Raw genomic sequence first — 19,679 nt, 5'->3', positions numbered from 1 at the left:
GTGATCCGCTACGACGCTCTCGGCGCCCTGCCCGTCCGCAGTGCTCTGCCCGCCCTCGGTGACGCTCTGGACGCGCGCGGGACGGCTGTTCTCGTGGCGCCGCCCGGGACCGGGAAGACGACCCTCGTGCCGTTGGCGCTGGCGGGAGCGCTCGGGGAGGGGCCCGCGCGCAAGGTGGTCGTCGCCGAGCCCAGGCGGATCGCCGCACGGGCGGCCGCGCGGCGGATGGCGTGGCTGCTCGGGGAGGAGGCCGGGGGGACGGTCGGGTACACCGTGCGCGGGGAGCGGGTCGTCGGGCGGCGTACGCGCGTGGAGGTCGTCACGACCGGCGTGCTGCTGCAACGGCTCCAGCGGGACCAGGAGTTGGCCGGGGTGGACGTCGTCGTGCTGGACGAGTGCCACGAACGGCATCTGGACGCGGACACCGCCGCCGCGTTCCTGTGGGACGTCCGGGAGACCCTGCGGCCGGAGCTGCGGCTCGTGGCGGCGTCCGCGACGACCGACGCGCAGGGGTGGGCCGCGCTGCTGGGCGGGGCGCCCGTGGTCGAGGCGCGGGGGGTGTCGTACCCGGTGGAGAGCGTGTGGGTGCCGCCCGCGCGCGGGGTGCGGCCGCCGCACGGCACGTGGGTCGATCCGGCGCTGCTCGCGCACGTCGCGTCGGTGGTGCGGCGGGCGCTCGTCGAGCGGGACGGGGACGTGCTGTGCTTCCTGCCCGGGGTGGGCGAGATCGCGCGGGTGGCCGGGCAGTTGGGCGGGGACGTCGGGGATGTCGAGGTGCTCCAGGTGCACGGGCGCGCGCCCGCCGCCGTGCAGGACGCGGTGCTCTCCCCCGGTGCGCGGCGCAGGGTGGTGCTGGCGACGGCCGTCGCGGAGTCGTCGCTGACGGTGCCCGGGGTGCGGGTGGTCGTGGACGCGGGGCTGGCGCGGGAGCCGCGCGTCGACCACGCGCGCGGGCTGAGCGCGCTGGCGACGGTGCGGGCGTCCCGGGCGTCGGCACGGCAGCGGGCCGGCCGTGCGGGCCGTGAGGCGCCCGGCACGGTCTACCGCTGCTGGGCGGAGGCCGAGAACGCCCGTCTCCCGCGTTTTCCCGCCCCCGAGATCAAGGTGGCCGACCTCTCCGCGTTCGCCCTCCAGGCGGCCTGCTGGGGCGATCCAGGGGCCTCCTCGCTGGCCCTGCTCGACCCGCCGCCGGGCGGGGCGATGGCGGCGGCCCGCGACCTGCTGACGGCGATCGGCGCGGTCGACGCCACCGGCCGGGCCACCGAGCGAGGCGTCCGGCTCGCCCGCCTCGGCCTGCACCCCCGCCTCGGCCGGGCCCTCCTGGACGGCACCCACGCCCTCGGCCCGGACCGCGCTGCCGAGGCGGTCGCCCTGCTGAGCGAGGAGGCCCCCCGGGAGTACGGCGACGACCTCGCCGCCGCGCTGCGAGCAGCCCGGCGCGGGGGCGACGCGTACAGCGCGCGCTGGCGGACGGAGGTACGGCGCCTGCGCGGGGTCGCCGCGGGGGCGACGGCGACACCGGCATCAGGAACGTCTACGGCTGCGGCACCCGGGGTCTCCCCCGCCCCGGCCGCCCCGAGCCCCACTCCAGCCACCGCCTCCGGCGACGCCCCCGCCCTCGCCCTGATCACCGCCCTGGCCTTCCCCGAGCGCCTCGCCAAGCTCGACGGCGGCTCCTATCTGATGCTGTCCGGCACGCGCGCGGAACTCCGCGACGGCTCGCCCCTGCGGTCGTCCCCCTGGCTCTCGATCGCCGTGGCCGACCGCCCCGTCGGGAAGGGGCACGCGCGCGTGCAGCTCGCGGCGGTCGTCGACGAGGACACCGCGCGGTGGGCCGCGGGCGCGCTTCTCGACGAGCGGGAGGAGGTGCGGTGGGCCGACGGGGACGTCGTCGCGCGGCGTGTGGAGCGGCTGGGGGCCGTGGAGTTGGCGGTGCGGCCTCTCAGGGACGCCGATGCCGGACTCGTACGGGAAGCCCTGCTGGAGGGGCTGCGGCTGGAAGGGCTCGGGGTGTTGCGGTGGTCCGACGCGGGGGCGGGGCTGCGGCAGCGGCTCGCGTTCTTGCGGGCGCGGGTCGGGGAACCCTGGCCGGACGTCTCCGACGAGGCGCTGTACGCGCGCGTGGACGAGTGGCTGGAGCCGGAGTTGGGCAGGGCCCGGCAGCGGAGGGATCTCGCGCGGATCGACGCCGGGGCGGCGCTGGGGCGGCTGCTGCCGTGGGCTTCCGGTGAGGCCGGGAAGCTGGACCGGCTGGCGCCGGAGCGGATCGTCGTACCCAGCGGGTCGAGTGTCCGGGTCGACTACGGGGACCCCGAACGGCCCGTGCTGGCCGTGAAGTTGCAGGAGATGTTCGGGCTCCAGGAGTCGCCGGAGGTGGCCGGGGTGCCGGTGGTGGTGCATCTGCTGTCCCCGGCGGGGCGGCCGGTGGCCGTGACGGCGGATCTCGCGTCGTTCTGGAGGGACGGCTACCGGGGCGTGCGCGCGGAGCTGCGCGGCCGGTACCCGAAGCACCCGTGGCCCGAGGACCCGACGACGGCCGAACCGACCCGGCACACGAACGCGCGCCTCAGACGCTGACCGGTTCGGGGAGCGGCTCCGCGCGCGGGGTGGCCGGCCTGCGTCCCCTGGCCTCCAGGAGCAGCGCGAGCGCCAGCAGGAGCAGGCCCAGGCCCGCGAACCCCCACGGCAGGTACGACGTCATGAGCAGCACGAGCGTCCGGTTGCTCTTCACGAGGTCGACGGCGTGCTCGATGTAGTCCTCGCGCATCTTGACCTCCCCGGCGAACGCGGTGACCTTTTCGCGCCCCCCGAGCAGCGTGCCCCCGCGCAGTTCCTCCTGGTGGACCTCCTCGCCGTTGACGGGTGCCCCGGTGAGCGGTTCGACCCAGAACTTGCGGACGGTGGTGTACCAGCGGGTCGTACCGGTGGAGGCGATGGTCTCGGGGGTGATCCCGGCGACGGGCATCGTCCTGGGCATCGGGACCTGCGTCCAGGGGACGGTCTGCTCGAAGTAGTAGACGGTCAGCCCGCGGAAGGTGCGGGTGCCCTTGTAGTGGATCGGCGCCGAGGTGCGGGTCTGCGCGTCGAAGTACTCGTAGTCCCGTTTCTCCACGAGGAAGGGCCATTTGAACTCGATGCCCGTGCGGGTGACGGGGTCGCCGTCGACCATCTCCCCGTCGGCGTGGACGGGCGCCTGCGTGTGCGCGTCGAAGATGTAGCGCTCGGGGACCTTGGAGACCATCTTGCCGTCGGGCCCGACGACGTAGGAGAGGCCGTCCCAGACGACGACGTCCTTGCCGACGGTCTTCTCGATCCGCTCGGACTCCTCGACGTTGCCCTTGAGGGTCTGGACGATGGTGACCTTGGGGACCGTACGCGCGCGCAGGGTGCCGTAGTCGAGGAGGGTCGCGTTCCTCGCCTCCAGGACGGTCGCCTGGTAGGTGTTCGCGGGGATCTTGGCGAGCCGGGGGAAGGCGTACCAGCGCAGGAGGGGGGCGAGGGACGCGGAGAACACGGCGAGGGCGAGCAGGATCAGGGCGGCTCTGCGGCGCATCGCGCCCTCCTCACGGGTGCGCGGGCACGGTCGTCAGCAGCGGTTTCGGCGAGGTCTTGCCGGTGGGCGTGCCGATGGCGCTGATCGTCAGGACGAGGGCGAGGGCGGCGGCCAGACCGGCCGCGGCGGCGATCAGAGCGCGCATACGGACCTCCCGGACCTGACGGTCTGTCAGGTGTCGGCACCGTAGCAACGGGCGGCGCAGATGAGAACAGCCGCGGCGCTCCTCGTGAGAGAGGGGCGCCGCGGCCGCTGTACGGGCCTTTGCGGGCCTAGGAGGCCGAGGGTGAGGCTTCGGTCGACCCGCTCGGCGAGGGGCTCGCAGACGGCGGGTCGCTCGGTTCGGGCTCCGGGTCCGGGGTGGCGGTCGGGACGGCCGTGACGGTCAGTTCGACCGTGAGGCTCGCGCCGCCCGTCGTCGTGATCTTCAGCAGGAACGTGCCGGCGTTGTCGTCCGCGTACAGCTTCGGCAGCTTCAGGACGCCGAGCGCGTCCGTCGTGAGGCCGGTCAGGGTGCGGACGGGGTTGCCGGCGGCGTCCTTGAAGTACGGGCCCTTGTCGTTCGCCGTGGTGTCGCCGGCGGCGGCGACCAGGGTGGCGGTCGCGGCGACCTTCCCGGCGGCGGCGCCCTTCAGGGTGGCCTTGACCTGGACCTGGTCGGTGAACTCGCCGCCCGCGACGGTGGTCAGCAGACCGCCCAGGAGGCTGGAGATCAGGTCGGCGGAGCGGGCCTCGACGGTGGCCGTGTAGTCGACCGGGTCGAGCGCGCGGCCGACGACCAGCGCGCGGACCAGGAACGAGCCCGTCTTCTCGCCCGCCCGGAGCGCGGGCGGCGTGGCGACGCCCTTCGCGTCGGTGGTGGCCGTCGCGATCTTCTCGCCGCCGGTGAACGTGGTGTCCGTGTCCCCGACGATCAGGAAGCGGACGCGGACCTTGGCGACGGCCTTGCCGTCGGCGGTCTCCGCGCGGGCGCCGATCTTCTGCGCGAAGGCGCTTCCGGCGGTCGCGGTCAGCTTGCCCGTGCCGGCGTCCTCCAGGCGGCGGACGGTGTCCGTCGGGGTCTGGGCGGGCGGCGGGGTGGTGGGCGGGGTCTTCGGCGGGTCCGTCCTGGGGGGCGCCGGGGTCTTCGGGGGCGTACCCGTCTTCGGCGGGGTGGTCTTCGTGCCGCCCGAGCCCGACACCGGGTTGTCGCTGCGGTTGCCCGGGAGGGTGCCCGTGCCGTTCGGGATCTCGTGCGTGCCCTTGCGGTAGTACTCCAGCCACGAGGTGACGGTGTTGTAGTACGCCGTCGAGTTGTTGTAGCTGAGGATCGCGCTGCGCAGGCCCGAGGGCGTGTTCATGTCCCAGTTGTTGCGGCACAGGTAGTGCGCGGCGGCGAGGGCGGCGTCGTAGACGTTGTTGGGGTCCTTCTTGCCGTCGCCGTTGCCGTCGCGGCCGGCCCAGGCCCAGGTCGAGGGGATGAACTGCATGGGGCCCACGGCGCGGTCGTACGTGGCGTCGCCGTCGAAGGCGCCGCCGTCCGTGTCGCTGATGTGGGCGAAGCCGACGCCGTTGAGGGGCGGGCCGAGGATCGGGGTGATCGTGGTGCCGTCCGCCGCGACGTTCCCGCCGCTCGCGTGGCCCGACTCGACCTTGCCGATCGCGGCGAGGAGTTCCCAGGGGAGGTTGCAGCCGGGCTTGCTGCCCGCGAGGGTCGTCGCGGCCCGCTTGTAGGCGTCCAGGACGGTCGCGGGGATGCCCGCCTCCGAGACGGTTCCGGTACCGGTCACGCCGGTGCCGGGTATCGGGGCGGTGCCCGTGGTCGGCACCGGGCTCGGGCTGTTGAGGGGCGGCAGGTCCGTGTAGTACGGCGAGTTGCCGGTGGCGCCGCCGGTCGTCGAGCCGGTGTCGGCCGCCGAGGCGGGGGTGTCGGCGGGTCTGTCCTGGGTCGTGCCCGCGACGACCTCCGGAGCCTGCGACGCGGCCAGGGCGGCGACCGCGACGGCCGCGACGGTGGTGTTGACCGCGCTCTTGCGCAGCCTCCTGCCGAATTGCGCCGACATGAAGTGAACCCCTCCCGTGGACGCCCGAGCGTCCCGTCTCTGTCTGCCGTGCTCACCTGTCTGACGAACGGGGTGCCCGGGAGGTTGCCCCTCCAGGCGATTTCCGTCCCGCCGTCATCGCGCGCCCCGCGGACACCGGACGTACCGACGGGTAGGGCGACCCTACGTCAACTCCCTTGACACCGGCACCCGTAGGAGGCTGTTTTCATCCGGCGCTCATGTGCCGGTGGCCGGGAACCGCGTCCCACGTCGTGGGCGTCTTCCCGGGTCGTCCGTGATCGTCTTCCGCCCGAGGAGCATGTGTGCCGTTCACCCTGAGCCACGCGGCCGCCGTGCTGCCCGGTGTGCGCGGTGACGGGACGGGCCGGGGTCGGCTGATTCCCGCCGTTCTCGTGGCCGGGTCCTTCGCCCCGGACCTCACGTACTACGCGGCGAGCGCCGCCCCGGACGCGATGCGGTTCGGGGAGGTCACGCACTCCTTCGCCGGGGTCCTCACCGTCGACGTGCTGCTCGCGTGGCTGCTCGTCGGGCTGTGGCTGCTCGTACGCGAGCCGCTGGTGGCGCTGCTGCCCGCCGCCGGGCGGCCCCGGGTCGCCGCGCTCACCCGCTGCGGCGTCCCCCGCGCGCGGGTGCGGGCCGCGCTGGTGCTGCGCTGGTACGCCTCCGCCGTCACCGGCGCTCTCACGCACGTCGTCTGGGACGCGTTCACGCACCACGACCGGTGGGGGTCGCGCCTGTTCCCGGTCCTCGGCGAGGAGGTCGCCGGGTCGCCGCTGTACTGGTACCTCCAGTACGGGGGTTCGCTGGTCGCGGCCGTCGTCATCGGGGCGTTCCTGACGCACGCGCTGCGCCGGGCGCCCTCGGGGGCGGTGCGCGGGGTGCCGGTACTGTCGGTCCGGGACCGGTGGCTCGCGGGGGCGCTGCTGGGCGGGTGCGCGGCCGTCGGGGCGGGGCTGCGGGTGGCGCGGTGGTGGGCGTACTGGGGGGATCGAGGGGCCAAGCCCTGGGAGATCGTCCCGACGATGTGCTTCGGGGCGGGGGCGGGGCTGCTCGTGGGGGTCGTGGTGTACGCCGTGGTCGTACGGGTGGCGCGGCCGGACGGGCAGCGAGGAGTGCTCTCCGGACGAGAGCACTCCTCGGTCTCTCAGTGAGCCGCCGCCTCCCAGTTCTGGCCGGAGCCGACCGACACGTCCAGCGGGGCCCGCAGGTGGACCGCGTCGGCCATCTCGCGGCGGACCAGCTCCTCCACGCGCGCGGATTCGCCGGGCGCGATCTCCAGGACGATTTCGTCGTGGACCTGGAGCAGCAGGCGTGAGGTCAGCTCCGCCTCCTCCATCGCCCTCGCGACCTTCAGCATCGCGATCTTCACGATGTCGGCCGCGGTGCCCTGGATCGGCGCGTTGAGGGCCATGCGCTCGGCCGTCTCGCGGCGCTGGCGGTTGTCGCTGTTGAGGTCGGGGAGGTAGCGGCGGCGGCCGAAGAGGGTCTCCGTGTAGCCCGTCGCGCGCGCCTCGTCGACCACACGGTGCAGATAGTCGCGTACGCCGCCGAAGCGCTCGAAGTACGTGTCCATCAGGGCCCGCGCCTCGCCGGCGTCGATGTTGAGCTGCTGGGACAGGCCGAACGCGGACAGGCCGTACGCCAGGCCGTACGACATGGCCTTGATCTTGCGGCGCATCTCCGCGTCGACGGCGTCCTTGTCGACGGCGAAGACCTGGGCGGCGACCGTGTTGTGGAGGTCCTCGCCGGAGGTGAACGCGTCGATGAGGCCCTGGTCCTCGGAGAGGTGGGCCATGACGCGCAGCTCGATCTGGCTGTAGTCGGCGGTCATGAGGGACTCGAAGCCCTCGCCGACGACGAACCCGCGCCGGATCGCGCGGCCCTCTTCCGTGCGCACCGGGATGTTCTGGAGGTTGGGGTCGACGGAGGACAGGCGGCCGGTCGCGGCGACGGTCTGGTTGAACGTCGTGTGGATGCGGCCGTCCGCCGCGACCGTCTTGATCAGGCCCTCGACGGTGACGCGCAGCTTGGCCTGCTCGCGGTGGCGGAGCATGACGACCGGCAGGTCGTTGTCCGTCTGGGTGGCGAGCCACGCCAGCGCGTCCGCGTCGGTCGTGTAGCCCGTCTTCGTCTTCTTCGTCTTCGGCAGGCCCAGTTCGCCGAACAGAACCTCCTGGAGCTGCTTCGGGGAGCCGAGGTTGAACTCGTGGCCCGCCGCCGCGTGCGCCTCCTTCACCGCCTGCTGGACGGCTCCGGCGAACATCTGCTCCATGCTCTGCAGGTGTGCGCGGTCGGCCGCGATGCCGTGGCGCTCCATGCGGGCCAGGATCGCGGACGTCGGCAGCTCCATGTCCCGCAGCAGGTCGGCCGCGCCGACCTCCTCCAGGCGGGCGCGGAACGCCTCGCCGAGGTCGAGGATCGCGCGGGCCTGGATCATCAGGGCCTCGCTCTCGGCGCCGTCGTCAGCGCCGAACGCGAGCTGGCCGTCGGCCGCCGCGGCGGGCTCCAGTTCGCGGCCCAGGTACTCCAGGGAGAGGGCGTCCAGGTCGAAGGAGCGGCGGCCCGGCTTCACGAGGTACGCGGCGAGCGCGGTGTCCATCGTGACGCCCTCGATGGTCCAGCCGTGCTCGGCGAAGACCCGCATCGCGCCCTTGGCGTTGTGGAAGACCTTCGCGCGGGCGGGGTCCGCGAGCCAGGCCGCCCAGGCGCGCTCGTCGGCCTCGTCGAGCTGGGCGGGGTCGAACCAGGCGGCCGGGCCCTCGGCGGTGGCGAGGGCGACCTCGGTGACGCTCCCCGCGCCCAGGGTCCAGGTGTCGACCGTCGCCACGCCCAGCGTGCCGGTCTCGTGCTCCGCGAGCCAGGGGGCCACCTCGCCCGTGCCCAGCACCGTGCCGTCCACGTCCACGCCCGCCGAGGCGACCGGGGCCGCGTCGGCCTCCACGCCGCCCGGGTCGACCGCGAGGAGGCGCTCGCGCAGGGACGGGTTGCGGATCTCCAGGGTGTCCAGGACCAGGGCGACGGCCTGGCGGTCGTACGGGGCGCGCTCCAGGTCGGGGACGGTCTTGTCCAGCTCGACCGTGCGCACCATCTCCGTCAGGCGGCGGTTCAGCTTCACCGCGTCCAGGTGGTCGCGGAGGTTCTGGCCCGCCTTGCCCTTGACCTCCTCGACGCGCTCGACCAGCTCCGCGAACGAGCCGAACTGGTTGATCCACTTCGCGGCGGTCTTCTCGCCGACGCCCGGGATGCCCGGGAGGTTGTCCGACGGGTCGCCGCGCAGGGCCGCGAAGTCGGGGTACTGGGCGGGCGTCAACCCGTACTTCTCGACGACCTTCTCCGGGGTGAACCGGGTCAGCTCCGAGACGCCCTTCGTGGGGTACAGGACCGTCGTGCGGTCCGTGACCAGCTGGAAGGAGTCACGGTCGCCGGTCACGATCAGGACGTCGTACCCGGCGGCCTCCGCCTGGGTCGCCAGGGTCGCGATGACGTCGTCCGCCTCGAAGCCGTCGACCGCGAACCGGGACACGTGCATCGCGTCCAGCAGTTCGCCGATCAGCTCCACCTGGCCCTTGAACTCGTCCGGTGTCTTGGAGCGGTTCGCCTTGTACTCCGTGAACTCCTCGGAGCGCCAGGTCTTGCGGGACACGTCGAACGCCACGGCGAAGTGGGTCGGCGCCTCGTCACGCAACGTGTTCGCCAGCATCGAGGCGAAGCCGTAGATCGCGTTCGTCGGCTGCCCCACCGCCGTCGTGAAGTTCTCCACCGGCAGCGCGAAGAACGCGCGGTACGCCAGCGAATGCCCGTCCATGAGCATCAGCCGGGGCCTGCCCTCGCCGGTTGCCGTCTCGTTCGTCTTCGATGCTGTCTCTGCCACGCCCCCGATCCTGCCACGCGCCACTGACAACGCCCCGCCACGGCCCGCTCCCACGAGCTGCGCCGGGGCTCGTCACTACGGCGCCTCGGCGAGCGGGGCGAGCATGCCGGCCCGGGTGCGCGGGGCCGTACTCGATAGACGACTGCCGTCACGCGGGCGCGACCAGCCACGATGCACCCGCAGCCGAACAACCGGCCGCGACGCACCCGCACCACAGCCCTCCTCAGCCCCACCCACCCCTCCCGGTCCCCCGCCCGATCCCAACTGTCACTCCTCCGTGGGAGGATCGAACAAGGACTCCGCTTGCGGTCGCGAAGGAGAGTGTGGGATGGCCGGGAAGGCGCCTAAGAGTGATCCGGTTCAGGACGCGCCGCAGGTCGGTGGGCCCAAGCACGCGGCGGCCGGGCTGCCCGCCGTGGGGCATTCGCTGCGGATGGCCCAGCAGCAGATGGGGGTCAGGCGGACCGCGCTGACGCTGCTGCGGGTCAACCAGAAGGAAGGGTTCGACTGCCCGGGGTGCGCCTGGCCCGAGCCCGATCACCGGCATGCCGCCGAGTTCTGCGAGAACGGCGCGAAGGCGGTCGCCGAGGAGGCGACGCTGCGCCGGGTGACCCCGGAGTTCTTCGCGGACCACAGTGTCGACGACCTGGCGACGCGCAGCGGGTACTGGCTGGGCCAGCAGGGCCGGCTGACCCACCCGATGTACCTCCCCGAGGGCGCCGACCACTACGAACCGGTGTCCTGGGAGCGCGCGTTCGCCATCATGGGCGAGGAGTTCGACCGCCTCGACTCGCCGGACGAGGCGGTGTTCTACACCTCGGGCCGCACCAGCAACGAGGCCGCGTTCCTGTACCAGCTCTTCGCGCGGGAGCTGGGCACGAACAACCTCCCGGACTGCTCGAACATGTGCCACGAGTCGAGCGGTTCGGCCCTCTCGGAGACGATCGGCATCGGCAAGGGCAGCGTCCTCCTGGAGGACCTCTACCGCGCGGACCTGATCATCGTCGCGGGCCAGAACCCGGGGACGAACCACCCGCGCATGCTCTCCGCGCTGGAGAAGGCGAAGGCGTCCGGCGCGAAGATCATCAGCGTCAACCCGCTGCCGGAGGCGGGCCTGGAGAAGTTCAAGAACCCGCAGACCGCGAAGGGCATGGCGACCGGCGCCGCGCTGACGGACCTGTTCCTCCAGATCCGCCTGGGCGGCGACCAGGCCCTGTTCCGCCTGCTGAACAAGCTGATCCTCGACACACCCGATGCCCTGGACGACGACTTCATCGCCGAACACACCCACGGCTTCGAGGAGTTCGCGGCAGCCGCCCGCGCCGCCGACTGGGACGAGACCCTCACGGCGACGGGCCTCACCCGCGCGGAGATCGAGGAGGCCCTGCGCCTGGTCCTCGCCTCGGAGCGGACGATCGTCTGCTGGGCGATGGGCCTGACCCAGCACAAGCACTCGGTGCCGACGATCCGCGAGGTCGTCAACTTCCTCCTGCTGCGCGGCAACATCGGCCGCCCCGGCGCGGGCGTGTGCCCGGTCCGCGGCCACTCGAACGTGCAGGGCGACCGCACGATGGGCATCTTCGAGCGCCCCGCGCCCGCGTTCCTGGACGCCCTGGAGCGGGAGTTCGGCTTCGCGCCCCCGCGCGGGCACGGCTACGACGTCGTCCGGGCGATCCGCGCCCTGCGCGACGGCGAGGCGAAGGTCTTCTTCGCGATGGGCGGCAACTTCGTCTCGGCGTCCCCGGACACGGACGTCACGGAGGCGGCGATGCGCAAGGCCCGCCTGACCGTGCACGTGTCGACGAAGCTGAACCGCTCGCACGTGGTGACGGGCGCGCGGGCGCTGATCCTGCCCACCCTGGGCCGCACGGAACGCGATCTCCAGGGCTCCGGCGAGCAGTTCGTGACCGTCGAGGACTCGATGGGCATGGTGCACGCCTCCCGGGGCCGTCTGAAGCCGGCGAGCGCGCAGCTCCTGTCGGAGCCGGCGATCGTGTGCCGCCTGGCCCGCCGGGTACTCGGCGAGAGCAGCGCCACCCCGTGGGAGGAGTTCGAGAAGGACTACGCGACGGTCCGCGACCGCATCGCCCGGGTGATCCCCGGCTTCGAGGACTTCAACGCGCGTGTGGCGCACCCCGACGGCTTCGCGCTCCCGCACGCACCGCGCGACGAGCGCCGCTTCCCGACGGCGACCGGCAAGGCCAACTTCACGTCCGCGCCGGTGGAGTTCCCCGAGCTGCCGGAGGGCCGCCTCCTGCTCCAGACGCTGCGCAGCCACGACCAGTACAACACCACGATCTACGGCCTGGACGACCGCTACCGGGGCATCAAGAACGGCCGCCGGGTGGTCCTGGTCAACCCTGAGGACGCCGAGCGGCTGAAGCTGGCGGACGGCGCGTACGTCGACCTGGTCGGCGAGTGGAAGGACGGCGTGGAGCGGCGTGCGCCGGGCTTCCGGGTCGTGGTCTACCCGACGGCGCGCGGGTGCGCGGCGGCGTACTACCCGGAGACGAACGTCCTGGTCCCGCTGGACGCGACGGCGGACACCAGCAACACCCCTGCCAGCAAGTCCGTGGTGGTGCGTCTGGAACAATCGGCGACCGACTGAGCGTTTGCTCAGGAGCGCACCGAAGCTGACACACAGAGACAGCACCCCACCACGAGACGAGAGCCGGGTCCCATGGCCGAGCAGACGTTCCCGCAAGAGGTCATAGACGAGTACGCCGCACTCGGCGTCGATCTCCCGTCCCTGTTCTCCGCCGGGCATCTCGGCAGCCGGATGGGCGTCGAGATCATCCAGGCGTCCGCGGAGCAGGTGGTGGGGACGATGCCGGTGGAGGGCAACACCCAGCCGTACGGCCTGCTGCACGGCGGCGCCTCGGCGGTGCTGGCCGAGACACTGGGCTCGGTCGGCGCGATGCTGCACGGCGGGAGCGGGAAGCTCGCGGTGGGCGTGGACCTGAACTGCACGCACCACCGGGGCGTGCGCTCGGGCCTGGTGACCGGCGTGGCGACGCCCGTGCACCGGGGCCGTACGACGGCGACGTACGAGATCGTGATCACGGACGAGGCGGGCCGGCGGGTGTGCACGGCGCGGCTGACGTGTCTCCTGCGTGACGTCGGCGCCGGTGACGGGGCGCCCGCCGTCCGCTAGCCGGTCACCGTCCGCCGCATATCGATGCAGGCCCGCACCCGCTCAGAGGTGCGGGCCTGCGGCGTTTTTCGCGATCGGTATACGGGTGACGGAATACGGAAAAGTGATCAGGAACGCCGGATTCCCTTTCACGACTGTAACCCTGTGTAATGAGCCCGCAATATGACGGGCACATACAACCAGAACGCGCGGCCCCGAATTCGCGTCATTACCAAAACGCCCCAGACTCCTGAACGGCACCCGCCGGGTCCTGCGCGTTCTCAGCATGCGGACGGGGCGAATCGGCCCGAATTCCACTGTTCCACCCTTCCAGTACCGCTCTGCATTACCTCGTGTCATAACAAGAGCGTCACAGCATTGGTCAGACTCTCCTCCAGCTATCCACACCCGCTTAGAGTCACGGCCAGTCACGGCGCGGCCGGAATACCCCTTCGGCTCGGCGCCCGACCCGGCCTCTTCCAGGGGGGAGGGCCGTGCCAGCGAAAGGACCGGATCGTGCGTCAACGCTCGTTCATCGCCATCACCGCCGCACTGGCGGCGGGCTCTCTCACTCTGACCGCCTGTGGCTCGCGCGACGACAGCGGTGACAAGTCCGACTCGGGCAGCGGCAACACCACCGTCACCATCGGCGTGGACGCCCCGCTCACCGGCGACCTGTCCGCGATGGGCCTCGGCATCAAGAACTCCGCCGACCTCGCGGCCAAGACCGCGAACAAGCAGGAGTACGTCAAGGGCATCACCTTCAAGATCGACGCCCTCGACGACCAGGGCCAGTCCGCCCCCGGCCAGCAGAACGCCACGAAGTTCGTCGCCGACAAGAACGTCCTCGGCGTCGTCGGCCCGCTGAACTCCAGCGTCGCCGTCTCGATGCAGAAGGTCTTCGAGGCCGCGAACCTCGTCGAGGTCTCCCCGGCCAACACCGGCCCCGCCCTCACCCAGGGCCCGGACTGGGCGACCAAGAAGGTCCGCCAGTTCAAGTCGTACTTCCGTACCGCGACCACGGACGCCATCCAGGGCCCCTACGCCGCCCAGTACGTCTTCAACACGGCGAAGAAGAAGAAGGTCTTCGTCATCGACGACAAGAAGACCTACGGCGCCGGCCTCGCGGGCACCTTCACCACCGAGTTCAAGAAGCTCGGCGGGCAGGTCGTCGGCACCGAGCACATCAACCCCGACACCAAGGACTACGCGTCCGTCGCCACCAAGGTGAAGACCTCCGGCGCCGACGTCGTCTACTACGGCGGCGAGTACCCGCAGGCCGGTCCGCTCTCCAAGCAGATCAAGGCGTCCGGCGCGAACATCCCGCTGGTCGGCGGCGACGGCATCAAGGACGACAAGTTCATCTCGCTGGCCGGCGCCACCGGCAACGGCGACGTCGCGACCTCCGTCGGCGCCCCCGTCGAGGACCTCCCCTCGGCCAAGAAGTTCGTCGCGGACTACAAGGCCGGCGGCTACTCCGAGGGCTTCTCGGCCTACGGCGGCTACTCGTACGACAGCGCCTGGGCGATCATCGAGGCCGTCAAGAAGGTCGTCGACGACAACGGCGGCAAGCTCCCCTCCGACGCCCGCGCGAAGATCGTCGCCGCCATGCAGAACGTCTCCTTCGACGGCGTGACCGGCAAGGTCTCCTTCGACGAGTTCGGCGACGCGACCAACAAGCAGCTCACCGTCTACTCCGTCACGGCCGGCGCCTGGAAGACCGTCACCTCCGGCACCTACAACGGCGGCTGACGCCGACCACACCCCCTTCATGAGCCGCGCGGGGCGCTGTTCCACCAGCGCCCCGCGCGCTCGCGCATCCGGCCACCGTCAACACGACCGTCTCGGAGGACATGCGGTGAACGAACTGCCGCAGCAGCTGGTCAACGGCTTGCTTCTAGGAGCCATGTACGGGCTCGTCGCCATCGGCTACACGATGGTGTACGGCATCGTCCAGCTCATCAACTTCGCCCACGGCGAGATCTTCATGACCGGCGGCTTCGGCGCGCTCACGGTCTGGCTCTGGCTCCCGAGCGGCACCACCATGTGGCTCGCGCTGCCCCTGATGATGGCCGGGGCGATCGTCGTCGCCGTCACCATCGCGGTCGGCGCGGAGCGGTTCGCCTACCGGCCCCTGCGCGGCGGCCCCCGGCTCGCCCCGCTCATCACCGCGATCGGCCTCTCGCTCGCCCTCCAGCAGGCGGTCTGGGCCTGGTACCCCGACGCCAAGTCGGCCCGCCCCTTCCCGGAGATCCCAGGCGGCCCCTTCGAGCTGGGCGACGTCACCATCCAGACCGGTGACATCTTCCTGCTCTGCGCCGCCCCCCTCTCCATGGCCTTCCTCGCCTACTTCGTGATGAAGACCCGCACCGGCCGCGGGATGCAGGCCACCGCCCAGGACCCGGACACCGCGAAGCTGATGGGCGTCAACACCGACCGCATCATCGTCCTCGCCTTCGCCCTCGGCGCGACCTTCGCCGCCGTCGGAGCCGTCGCCTACGGCCTGAAGTACGGCCAGATCGACTTCAAGATGGGCTTCCTCCTCGGCCTCAAGGCGTTCACCGCGGCCGTCCTCGGCGGCATCGGCAACATCTACGGCGCCATGATCGGCGGCGTCGTCCTCGGCATCGCCGAGACCCTCACCACCGCCTACGTCGCCGACATCCCCGGCATGGACAAGTTCGGCAGCCAGTCCTGGGCCGACGTCTGGGCCTTCGTACTCCTCATCCTCGTACTGCTGTTCAGGCCACAGGGCCTGCTCGGCGAGCGCGTCGCGGACAGGGCGTGACACCCATGACGACACAGACCACCGCACCGAAGACACCGGACACCGCGCCCGCGCCCGCCGGACTCGTCCCCCTCCCGGAGAAGACCGGCCGCGCCCTCGCCCTCGGCGGCAGCGCGCTCGCGATCGTCTCCACCTTCCTCGCCTGGACCTGGACCGACGACTTCCCCGGCGACCTCACCGTCTACGGCTACCCCGGCGGCCTCCAGGTCCTCGTCCTCGTCGGCGCCGCCCTCACCACGCTGCTCACCCTGTCCACGTACGGCGTGAAGGGCCTGGCCTGGCTGACGCCCGGCGGCGGGGACGCGGCGGTCAAGCTCGGCGCGCTCGCCACCTTCGCCACCACCTGGTACACGGTCATCGCGATCAGCGTCGACCTCGGCGGCGTCGTCAACCTGGACCCCGGCGCGTACATCGCCGCCGTGGCCACCCTGACCGCCCTGGCCGGCGCCCTCGCGCTGCCCTTCGTCCACCCCGAGCCCGACCCGGCCGACCCGGACGACAGCGGCTGGGAGCAGTTCCGGCACCGGGCCCGCCACCAGGGGACCACCGTCAAGGCGGCCTTCGCCGCCGACGCCCCCAAGCCGGTCGGCGCGCTCCCCCCGTACGCCGAGATCCTCATCGTCATCGCCGTCCTCGCCCTCGGCCTCACCGTCTTCACCTACGGCATCGGCACCGAGTACGACGAACTCTTCATCGGCTTCCTGCTGACGGCCGGGTTCTCCTTCGCCGCGCTCAACAGGGCCGGCCTCGTCGCCCACGCCTCCCAGATCACCGCGCGCCACCAGAACATCACCATCACCGGCGCCTTCGTCACCGCCGCCCTGTTCCCCTTCACCCAGACCGACGACCAGTACGCGACCATCGGCGTGCAGATCCTGATCTTCGCGACCGTCGCCCTCGGCCTGAACATCGTCGTCGGCCTCGCCGGACTCCTCGACCTCGGGTACGTCGCCTTCCTCGGCGTCGGCGCCTACGCCGCGGCCCTCGTCTCCGGCACCTCCAGCTCGCCCATCGACGTCCACTTCCCGTTCTGGGCAGCCGTCCTCGTCGGTGCCGCGACCTCCCTGATCTTCGGCGTCCTCATCGGCGCCCCGACGCTCCGGCTGCGCGGCGACTACCTCGCCATCGTCACCCTCGGCTTCGGTGAGATCTTCCGCATCACCGTCAACAACCTCGACGGCACCTCGGGCCCCAAGGTCACCAACGGCTCCAACGGCGTCGTCTCCATCCCCGACCTGAAGATCTTCGGCTTCGACCTCGGCACCCCGCACGACATCGCCGGGTTCACCATCGGCCGCTTCGCCAACTACTTCCTGCTGATGCTGCTGATCACGGCGGTCGTCATCGTCGTCTTCCGGCGCAGCAGCGACTCCCGGATCGGCCGCGCCTGGATCGCCATCCGCGAGGACGAGACCGCGGCCCTCGCCATGGGCATCAACGGCTTCCGCGTCAAGCTCATCGCGTTCGCCGTCGGCGCCACCCTGGCCGGGCTGGCCGGCACCGTGCAGGCCCACGTCAGCTACGCGGTCACCCCGGACCAGTACGTCTTCGCCAGCTCCGCGCCGCCCAACTCGGCGTTCCTCCTCGCCGCCGTCGTCCTCGGCGGCATGGGCACCATCAGCGGGCCCCTCGTCGGCGCCGCCCTGCTCTTCCTCATCCCCAACAAGCTCCAGTTCCTCGGCGAGTACCAGCTCTTCGCCTTCGGCGTCGCCCTCATCCTCATCATGCGCTTCCGGCCCGAAGGTCTCATCCCCAACCGCCGCCGCCAGTTGGAGTTCCACGAGGAGGCCGAAGCGCCCACCGTCCTCACCAAGGCAGGGGCCTGACGACCATGACGAACACCGTTCTCGACGCCCGCGGCGTCACCATGCGCTTCGGCGGCCTCACCGCCGTACGAGGCGTCGACCTCACCGTCAACAGCGGGGAGATCGTCGGGCTCATCGGGCCCAACGGGGCCGGCAAGACCACCTTCTTCAACTGCCTGACCGGTCTGTACGTCCCGACCGAGGGCGAGGTCCGCTACAAGGACACCGTCCTGCCGGCCAAGTCGTTCAAGGTGACCGCCGCCGGTATCGCGCGGACCTTCCAGAACATCCGGCTCTTCGCCAACATGACCGTCCTGGAGAACGTCCTCGTCGGCCGCCACACCCGTACGAAGGAAGGGTTCTGGTCCGCCGTCCTGCGGTTGCCCGCCTTCCACAAGGCCGAGGCCGCCTCCCGCGAACGCGCCATGGAACTCCTCCAGTTCGTCGGCCTCGCGGAGAAGGCCGACCACCTCGCGCGCAACCTGCCCTACGGCGAGCAGCGCAAGCTGGAGATCGCGCGGGCGCTGGCCAGCGAGCCGGGCCTGCTGCTCCTCGACGAGCCGACCGCCGGCATGAACCCGCAGGAGACCCGGGCCACCGAGGAACTCGTCTTCGCCATCCGCGACCAGGGCATCGCCGTCCTCGTCATCGAGCACGACATGCGGTTCATCTTCAACCTCTGCGACCGGGTCGCCGTCCTCGTCCAGGGCGAGAAGCTCGTCGAGGGCGACAGCGCCACCGTCCAGGGGGACGAGCGGGTCGTCGCCGCGTACCTCGGTGAACCCTTCGAGGACGCGCCCGGCGCGGAAGAGGTGGCCGAGGTCGAGGCCGCAGAGGCCCACAGCACCACGGAAGGAGGCGCGAAGTGACCGCGCTGCTCGAAGTCGAGGACCTCCGCGTCGCCTACGGCAAGATCGAGGCCGTCAAGGGCATCTCCTTCACCGTCGACGCCGGGGAGGTCGTCACCCTCATCGGCACCAACGGCGCCGGCAAGACGACCACCCTGCGCACCCTCTCCGGGCTCCTCAAGCCCGTCGGCGGGCAGATCCGCTTCAACGGCAAGTCGCTGAAGAAGACCCCCGCGCACCAGATCGTCTCCCTCGGGCTCGCGCACTCCCCCGAGGGGCGGCACATCTTCCCCCGCATGACGATCGAGGACAACCTGCGCCTCGGGGCGTTCCTGCGCAGCGACAAACCCGGCATCGAGCAGGACATCCAGCGGTCCTACGACCTCTTCCCGATCCTGGGCGAGCGCCGCAAGCAGGCGGCGGGCACCCTCTCGGGCGGTGAGCAGCAGATGCTGGCGATGGGCCGGGCCCTGATGTCCCAGCCGAAGCTGCTGATGCTGGACGAGCCCTCCATGGGGCTCTCCCCCATCATGATGCAGAAGATCATGGCCACGATCGCCGAGCTGAAGTCCCAGGGCACGACGATCCTCCTGGTCGAGCAGAACGCCCAGGCCGCCCTGTCCCTCGCGGACCACGGCCACGTCATGGAGGTCGGCAACATCGTCCTCTCGGGCACGGGCCAGGACCTCCTGCACGACGAGTCCGTCCGCAAGGCGTACCTCGGCGAGGACTGACCACGGGTACGACGATGGCGGGCACCCCCGGCGCCGGGGGTGCCCGCCATCGTCGTACCGTCTAGCCCTGGCTCTTGCCCGACTTCTTCTCGTCCGCGTCCTGGATGACCGCCTCGGCGACCTGCTGCATCGACATGCGGCGGTCCATCGAGGTCTTCTGGATCCAGCGGAACGCGGCCGGCTCGGTCAGGCCGTACTCGGTCTGGAGGATCGACTTCGCGCGGTCGACGAGCTTGCGGGTCTCCAGGCGCTGGGAGAGGTCGGCGATCTCCTTCTCCAGCTCCTTCAGCTCGTTGAACCGCGAGACGGCCATCTCGATGGCCGGGACCACATCACTCTTGCTGAACGGCTTGACCAGGTACGCCATGGCCCCGGCGTCCCGGGCCCGCTCGACCAGGTCCCGCTGCGAGAACGCGGTCAGCATCAGCACCGGCGCGATCCGCTCCTCGGCGATCTTCTCGGCGGCGGAGATCCCGTCCAGCTTGGGCATCTTCACGTCCAGGATGACCAGGTCGGGCTGGTGCTCGCGGGCCAGCTCGATGGCCTGCTCCCCGTCCCCGGCCTCCCCGACGACCGCGTACCCCTCCTCCTCCAGCATCTCCTTCAGATCGAGACGGATCAGCGCCTCGTCCTCCGCGATGACGACCCGGGTCGTCAGCGGAGGCACGTGCGACTTGTCGTCGTCGGGCGCGTCTACGGGCTGGGGCGACTCGGCGGTCACGGGGGCTCCTTGGTCGGGGCAGGGGTACTGCTGACAAGAGCGTACCTAGCTGCGGTAAGGTGGGGGCACGGCGGGTGACCGTCCACCTTTGTTTACAAGGCGCCCCGGTAGCCCAGCGGTAGAGGCAATGGTCTCAAACACCATCCAGCGTCGGTTCGAATCCGACCCGGGGTACTTTTCCTTA

At 71.5% G+C, this 19,679-nt stretch carries 14 protein-coding genes and 1 tRNA gene; 10 read left to right on the top strand and 5 right to left on the bottom strand.

The window, feature by feature from the left end; all coding sequences use genetic code 11:
* Complete coding sequence (gene hrpB / locus ACLZOT_RS03820) at positions 1–2,577, top strand: ATP-dependent helicase HrpB (RefSeq protein WP_416967251.1); 2,577 nt, start codon at positions 1–3, stop codon at positions 2,575–2,577.
* On the opposite strand, the gene ACLZOT_RS03815 is transcribed toward hrpB, so the two are convergent.
* From ACLZOT_RS03815 to ACLZOT_RS03805, 3 genes are all read right to left on the bottom strand, one after another.
* Positions 2,567–3,553 (bottom strand): DUF3068 domain-containing protein, encoded by a 987-nt coding sequence (locus tag ACLZOT_RS03815; RefSeq protein ID WP_416967250.1) that lies wholly within the window; start codon positions 3,551–3,553, stop codon positions 2,567–2,569. The genes hrpB and ACLZOT_RS03815 overlap by 11 nt on opposite strands.
* 10 nt (positions 3,554–3,563) lie before the next feature.
* Positions 3,564–3,698: an SPW_0924 family protein gene (locus ACLZOT_RS03810; RefSeq protein ID WP_416967249.1), complete on the bottom strand. Its 135-nt coding sequence runs from the start codon at positions 3,696–3,698 to the stop codon at positions 3,564–3,566.
* 127 nt (positions 3,699–3,825) lie between these two features.
* On the bottom strand, positions 3,826–5,595 hold the full coding sequence (locus ACLZOT_RS03805; protein ID WP_416967248.1) for a lytic transglycosylase domain-containing protein: 1,770 nt from the start codon (positions 5,593–5,595) through the stop codon (positions 3,826–3,828).
* A 302-nt stretch (positions 5,596–5,897) separates the two neighbouring features.
* Between ACLZOT_RS03805 and ACLZOT_RS03800 the strand changes: the two genes are divergently transcribed.
* Positions 5,898–6,746 carry a DUF4184 family protein gene (locus tag ACLZOT_RS03800; RefSeq protein WP_416967247.1) on the top strand — a complete coding sequence of 283 codons (849 nt, stop codon included), beginning with the start codon at positions 5,898–5,900 and terminating at the stop codon, positions 6,744–6,746.
* Here ACLZOT_RS03800 and polA read toward each other — a convergent pair.
* On the bottom strand, positions 6,740–9,466 hold the full coding sequence (polA, locus tag ACLZOT_RS03795; RefSeq protein WP_416967246.1) for a DNA polymerase I: 2,727 nt from the start codon (positions 9,464–9,466) through the stop codon (positions 6,740–6,742). The two genes, ACLZOT_RS03800 and polA, sit on opposite strands and share 7 nt — an antisense overlap.
* A 328-nt stretch (positions 9,467–9,794) precedes the next feature.
* Between polA and ACLZOT_RS03790 the strand changes: the two genes are divergently transcribed.
* From ACLZOT_RS03790 to ACLZOT_RS03760, 7 genes are all read left to right on the top strand, one after another.
* Positions 9,795–12,074 (top strand): FdhF/YdeP family oxidoreductase, encoded by a 2,280-nt coding sequence (locus ACLZOT_RS03790; protein WP_416967245.1) that lies wholly within the window; start codon positions 9,795–9,797, stop codon positions 12,072–12,074.
* A gap of 72 nt (positions 12,075–12,146) precedes the next feature.
* Positions 12,147–12,620 carry a hotdog fold thioesterase gene (locus ACLZOT_RS03785; protein WP_416967244.1) on the top strand — a complete coding sequence of 158 codons (474 nt, stop codon included), beginning with the start codon at positions 12,147–12,149 and terminating at the stop codon, positions 12,618–12,620.
* Positions 12,621–13,115: 495 nt separating this feature from the next.
* Entirely contained in the window at positions 13,116–14,351 is a 1,236-nt protein-coding gene (locus ACLZOT_RS03780) for an ABC transporter substrate-binding protein (protein WP_416967243.1), read from the top strand.
* Positions 14,352–14,457: 106 nt separating this feature from the next.
* Entirely contained in the window at positions 14,458–15,387 is a 930-nt protein-coding gene (locus ACLZOT_RS03775; protein WP_416967242.1) for a branched-chain amino acid ABC transporter permease, read from the top strand.
* Positions 15,388–15,392: 5 nt separating this feature from the next.
* Entirely contained in the window at positions 15,393–17,213 is a 1,821-nt protein-coding gene (locus tag ACLZOT_RS03770) for a branched-chain amino acid ABC transporter permease (RefSeq protein WP_416967241.1), read from the top strand.
* A 5-nt stretch (positions 17,214–17,218) separates the two neighbouring features.
* Positions 17,219–18,061 (top strand): ABC transporter ATP-binding protein, encoded by an 843-nt coding sequence (locus ACLZOT_RS03765; RefSeq protein ID WP_416967240.1) that lies wholly within the window; start codon positions 17,219–17,221, stop codon positions 18,059–18,061.
* Positions 18,058–18,774, top strand: a complete 717-nt coding sequence (locus tag ACLZOT_RS03760) for an ABC transporter ATP-binding protein (protein WP_416967239.1) — start codon at positions 18,058–18,060, stop codon at positions 18,772–18,774. Before ACLZOT_RS03765 ends, ACLZOT_RS03760 begins: the two co-directional genes overlap by 4 nt.
* 61 nt (positions 18,775–18,835) lie before the next feature.
* Here ACLZOT_RS03760 and ACLZOT_RS03755 read toward each other — a convergent pair whose 3' ends face one another.
* On the bottom strand, positions 18,836–19,495 hold the full coding sequence (locus ACLZOT_RS03755) for an ANTAR domain-containing response regulator (protein ID WP_416967238.1): 660 nt from the start codon (positions 19,493–19,495) through the stop codon (positions 18,836–18,838).
* Between the two features lie 101 nt (positions 19,496–19,596).
* On the opposite strand from ACLZOT_RS03755, the gene ACLZOT_RS03750 reads away from it, so the two are divergent.
* Positions 19,597–19,669, top strand: a tRNA-Leu gene (locus tag ACLZOT_RS03750).
* Positions 19,670–19,679 lie beyond the last annotated feature (10 nt).

The sequence above is a fragment of the Streptomyces sp. 4F14 genome (genome assembly GCF_048159485.1).
Classification (GTDB): Bacteria; Actinomycetota; Actinomycetes; order Streptomycetales; family Streptomycetaceae; genus Streptomyces.
The sequence above is the reverse complement of the archived record's forward strand: the minus strand, read 5'-3'. Positions and strand labels throughout refer to the sequence as shown.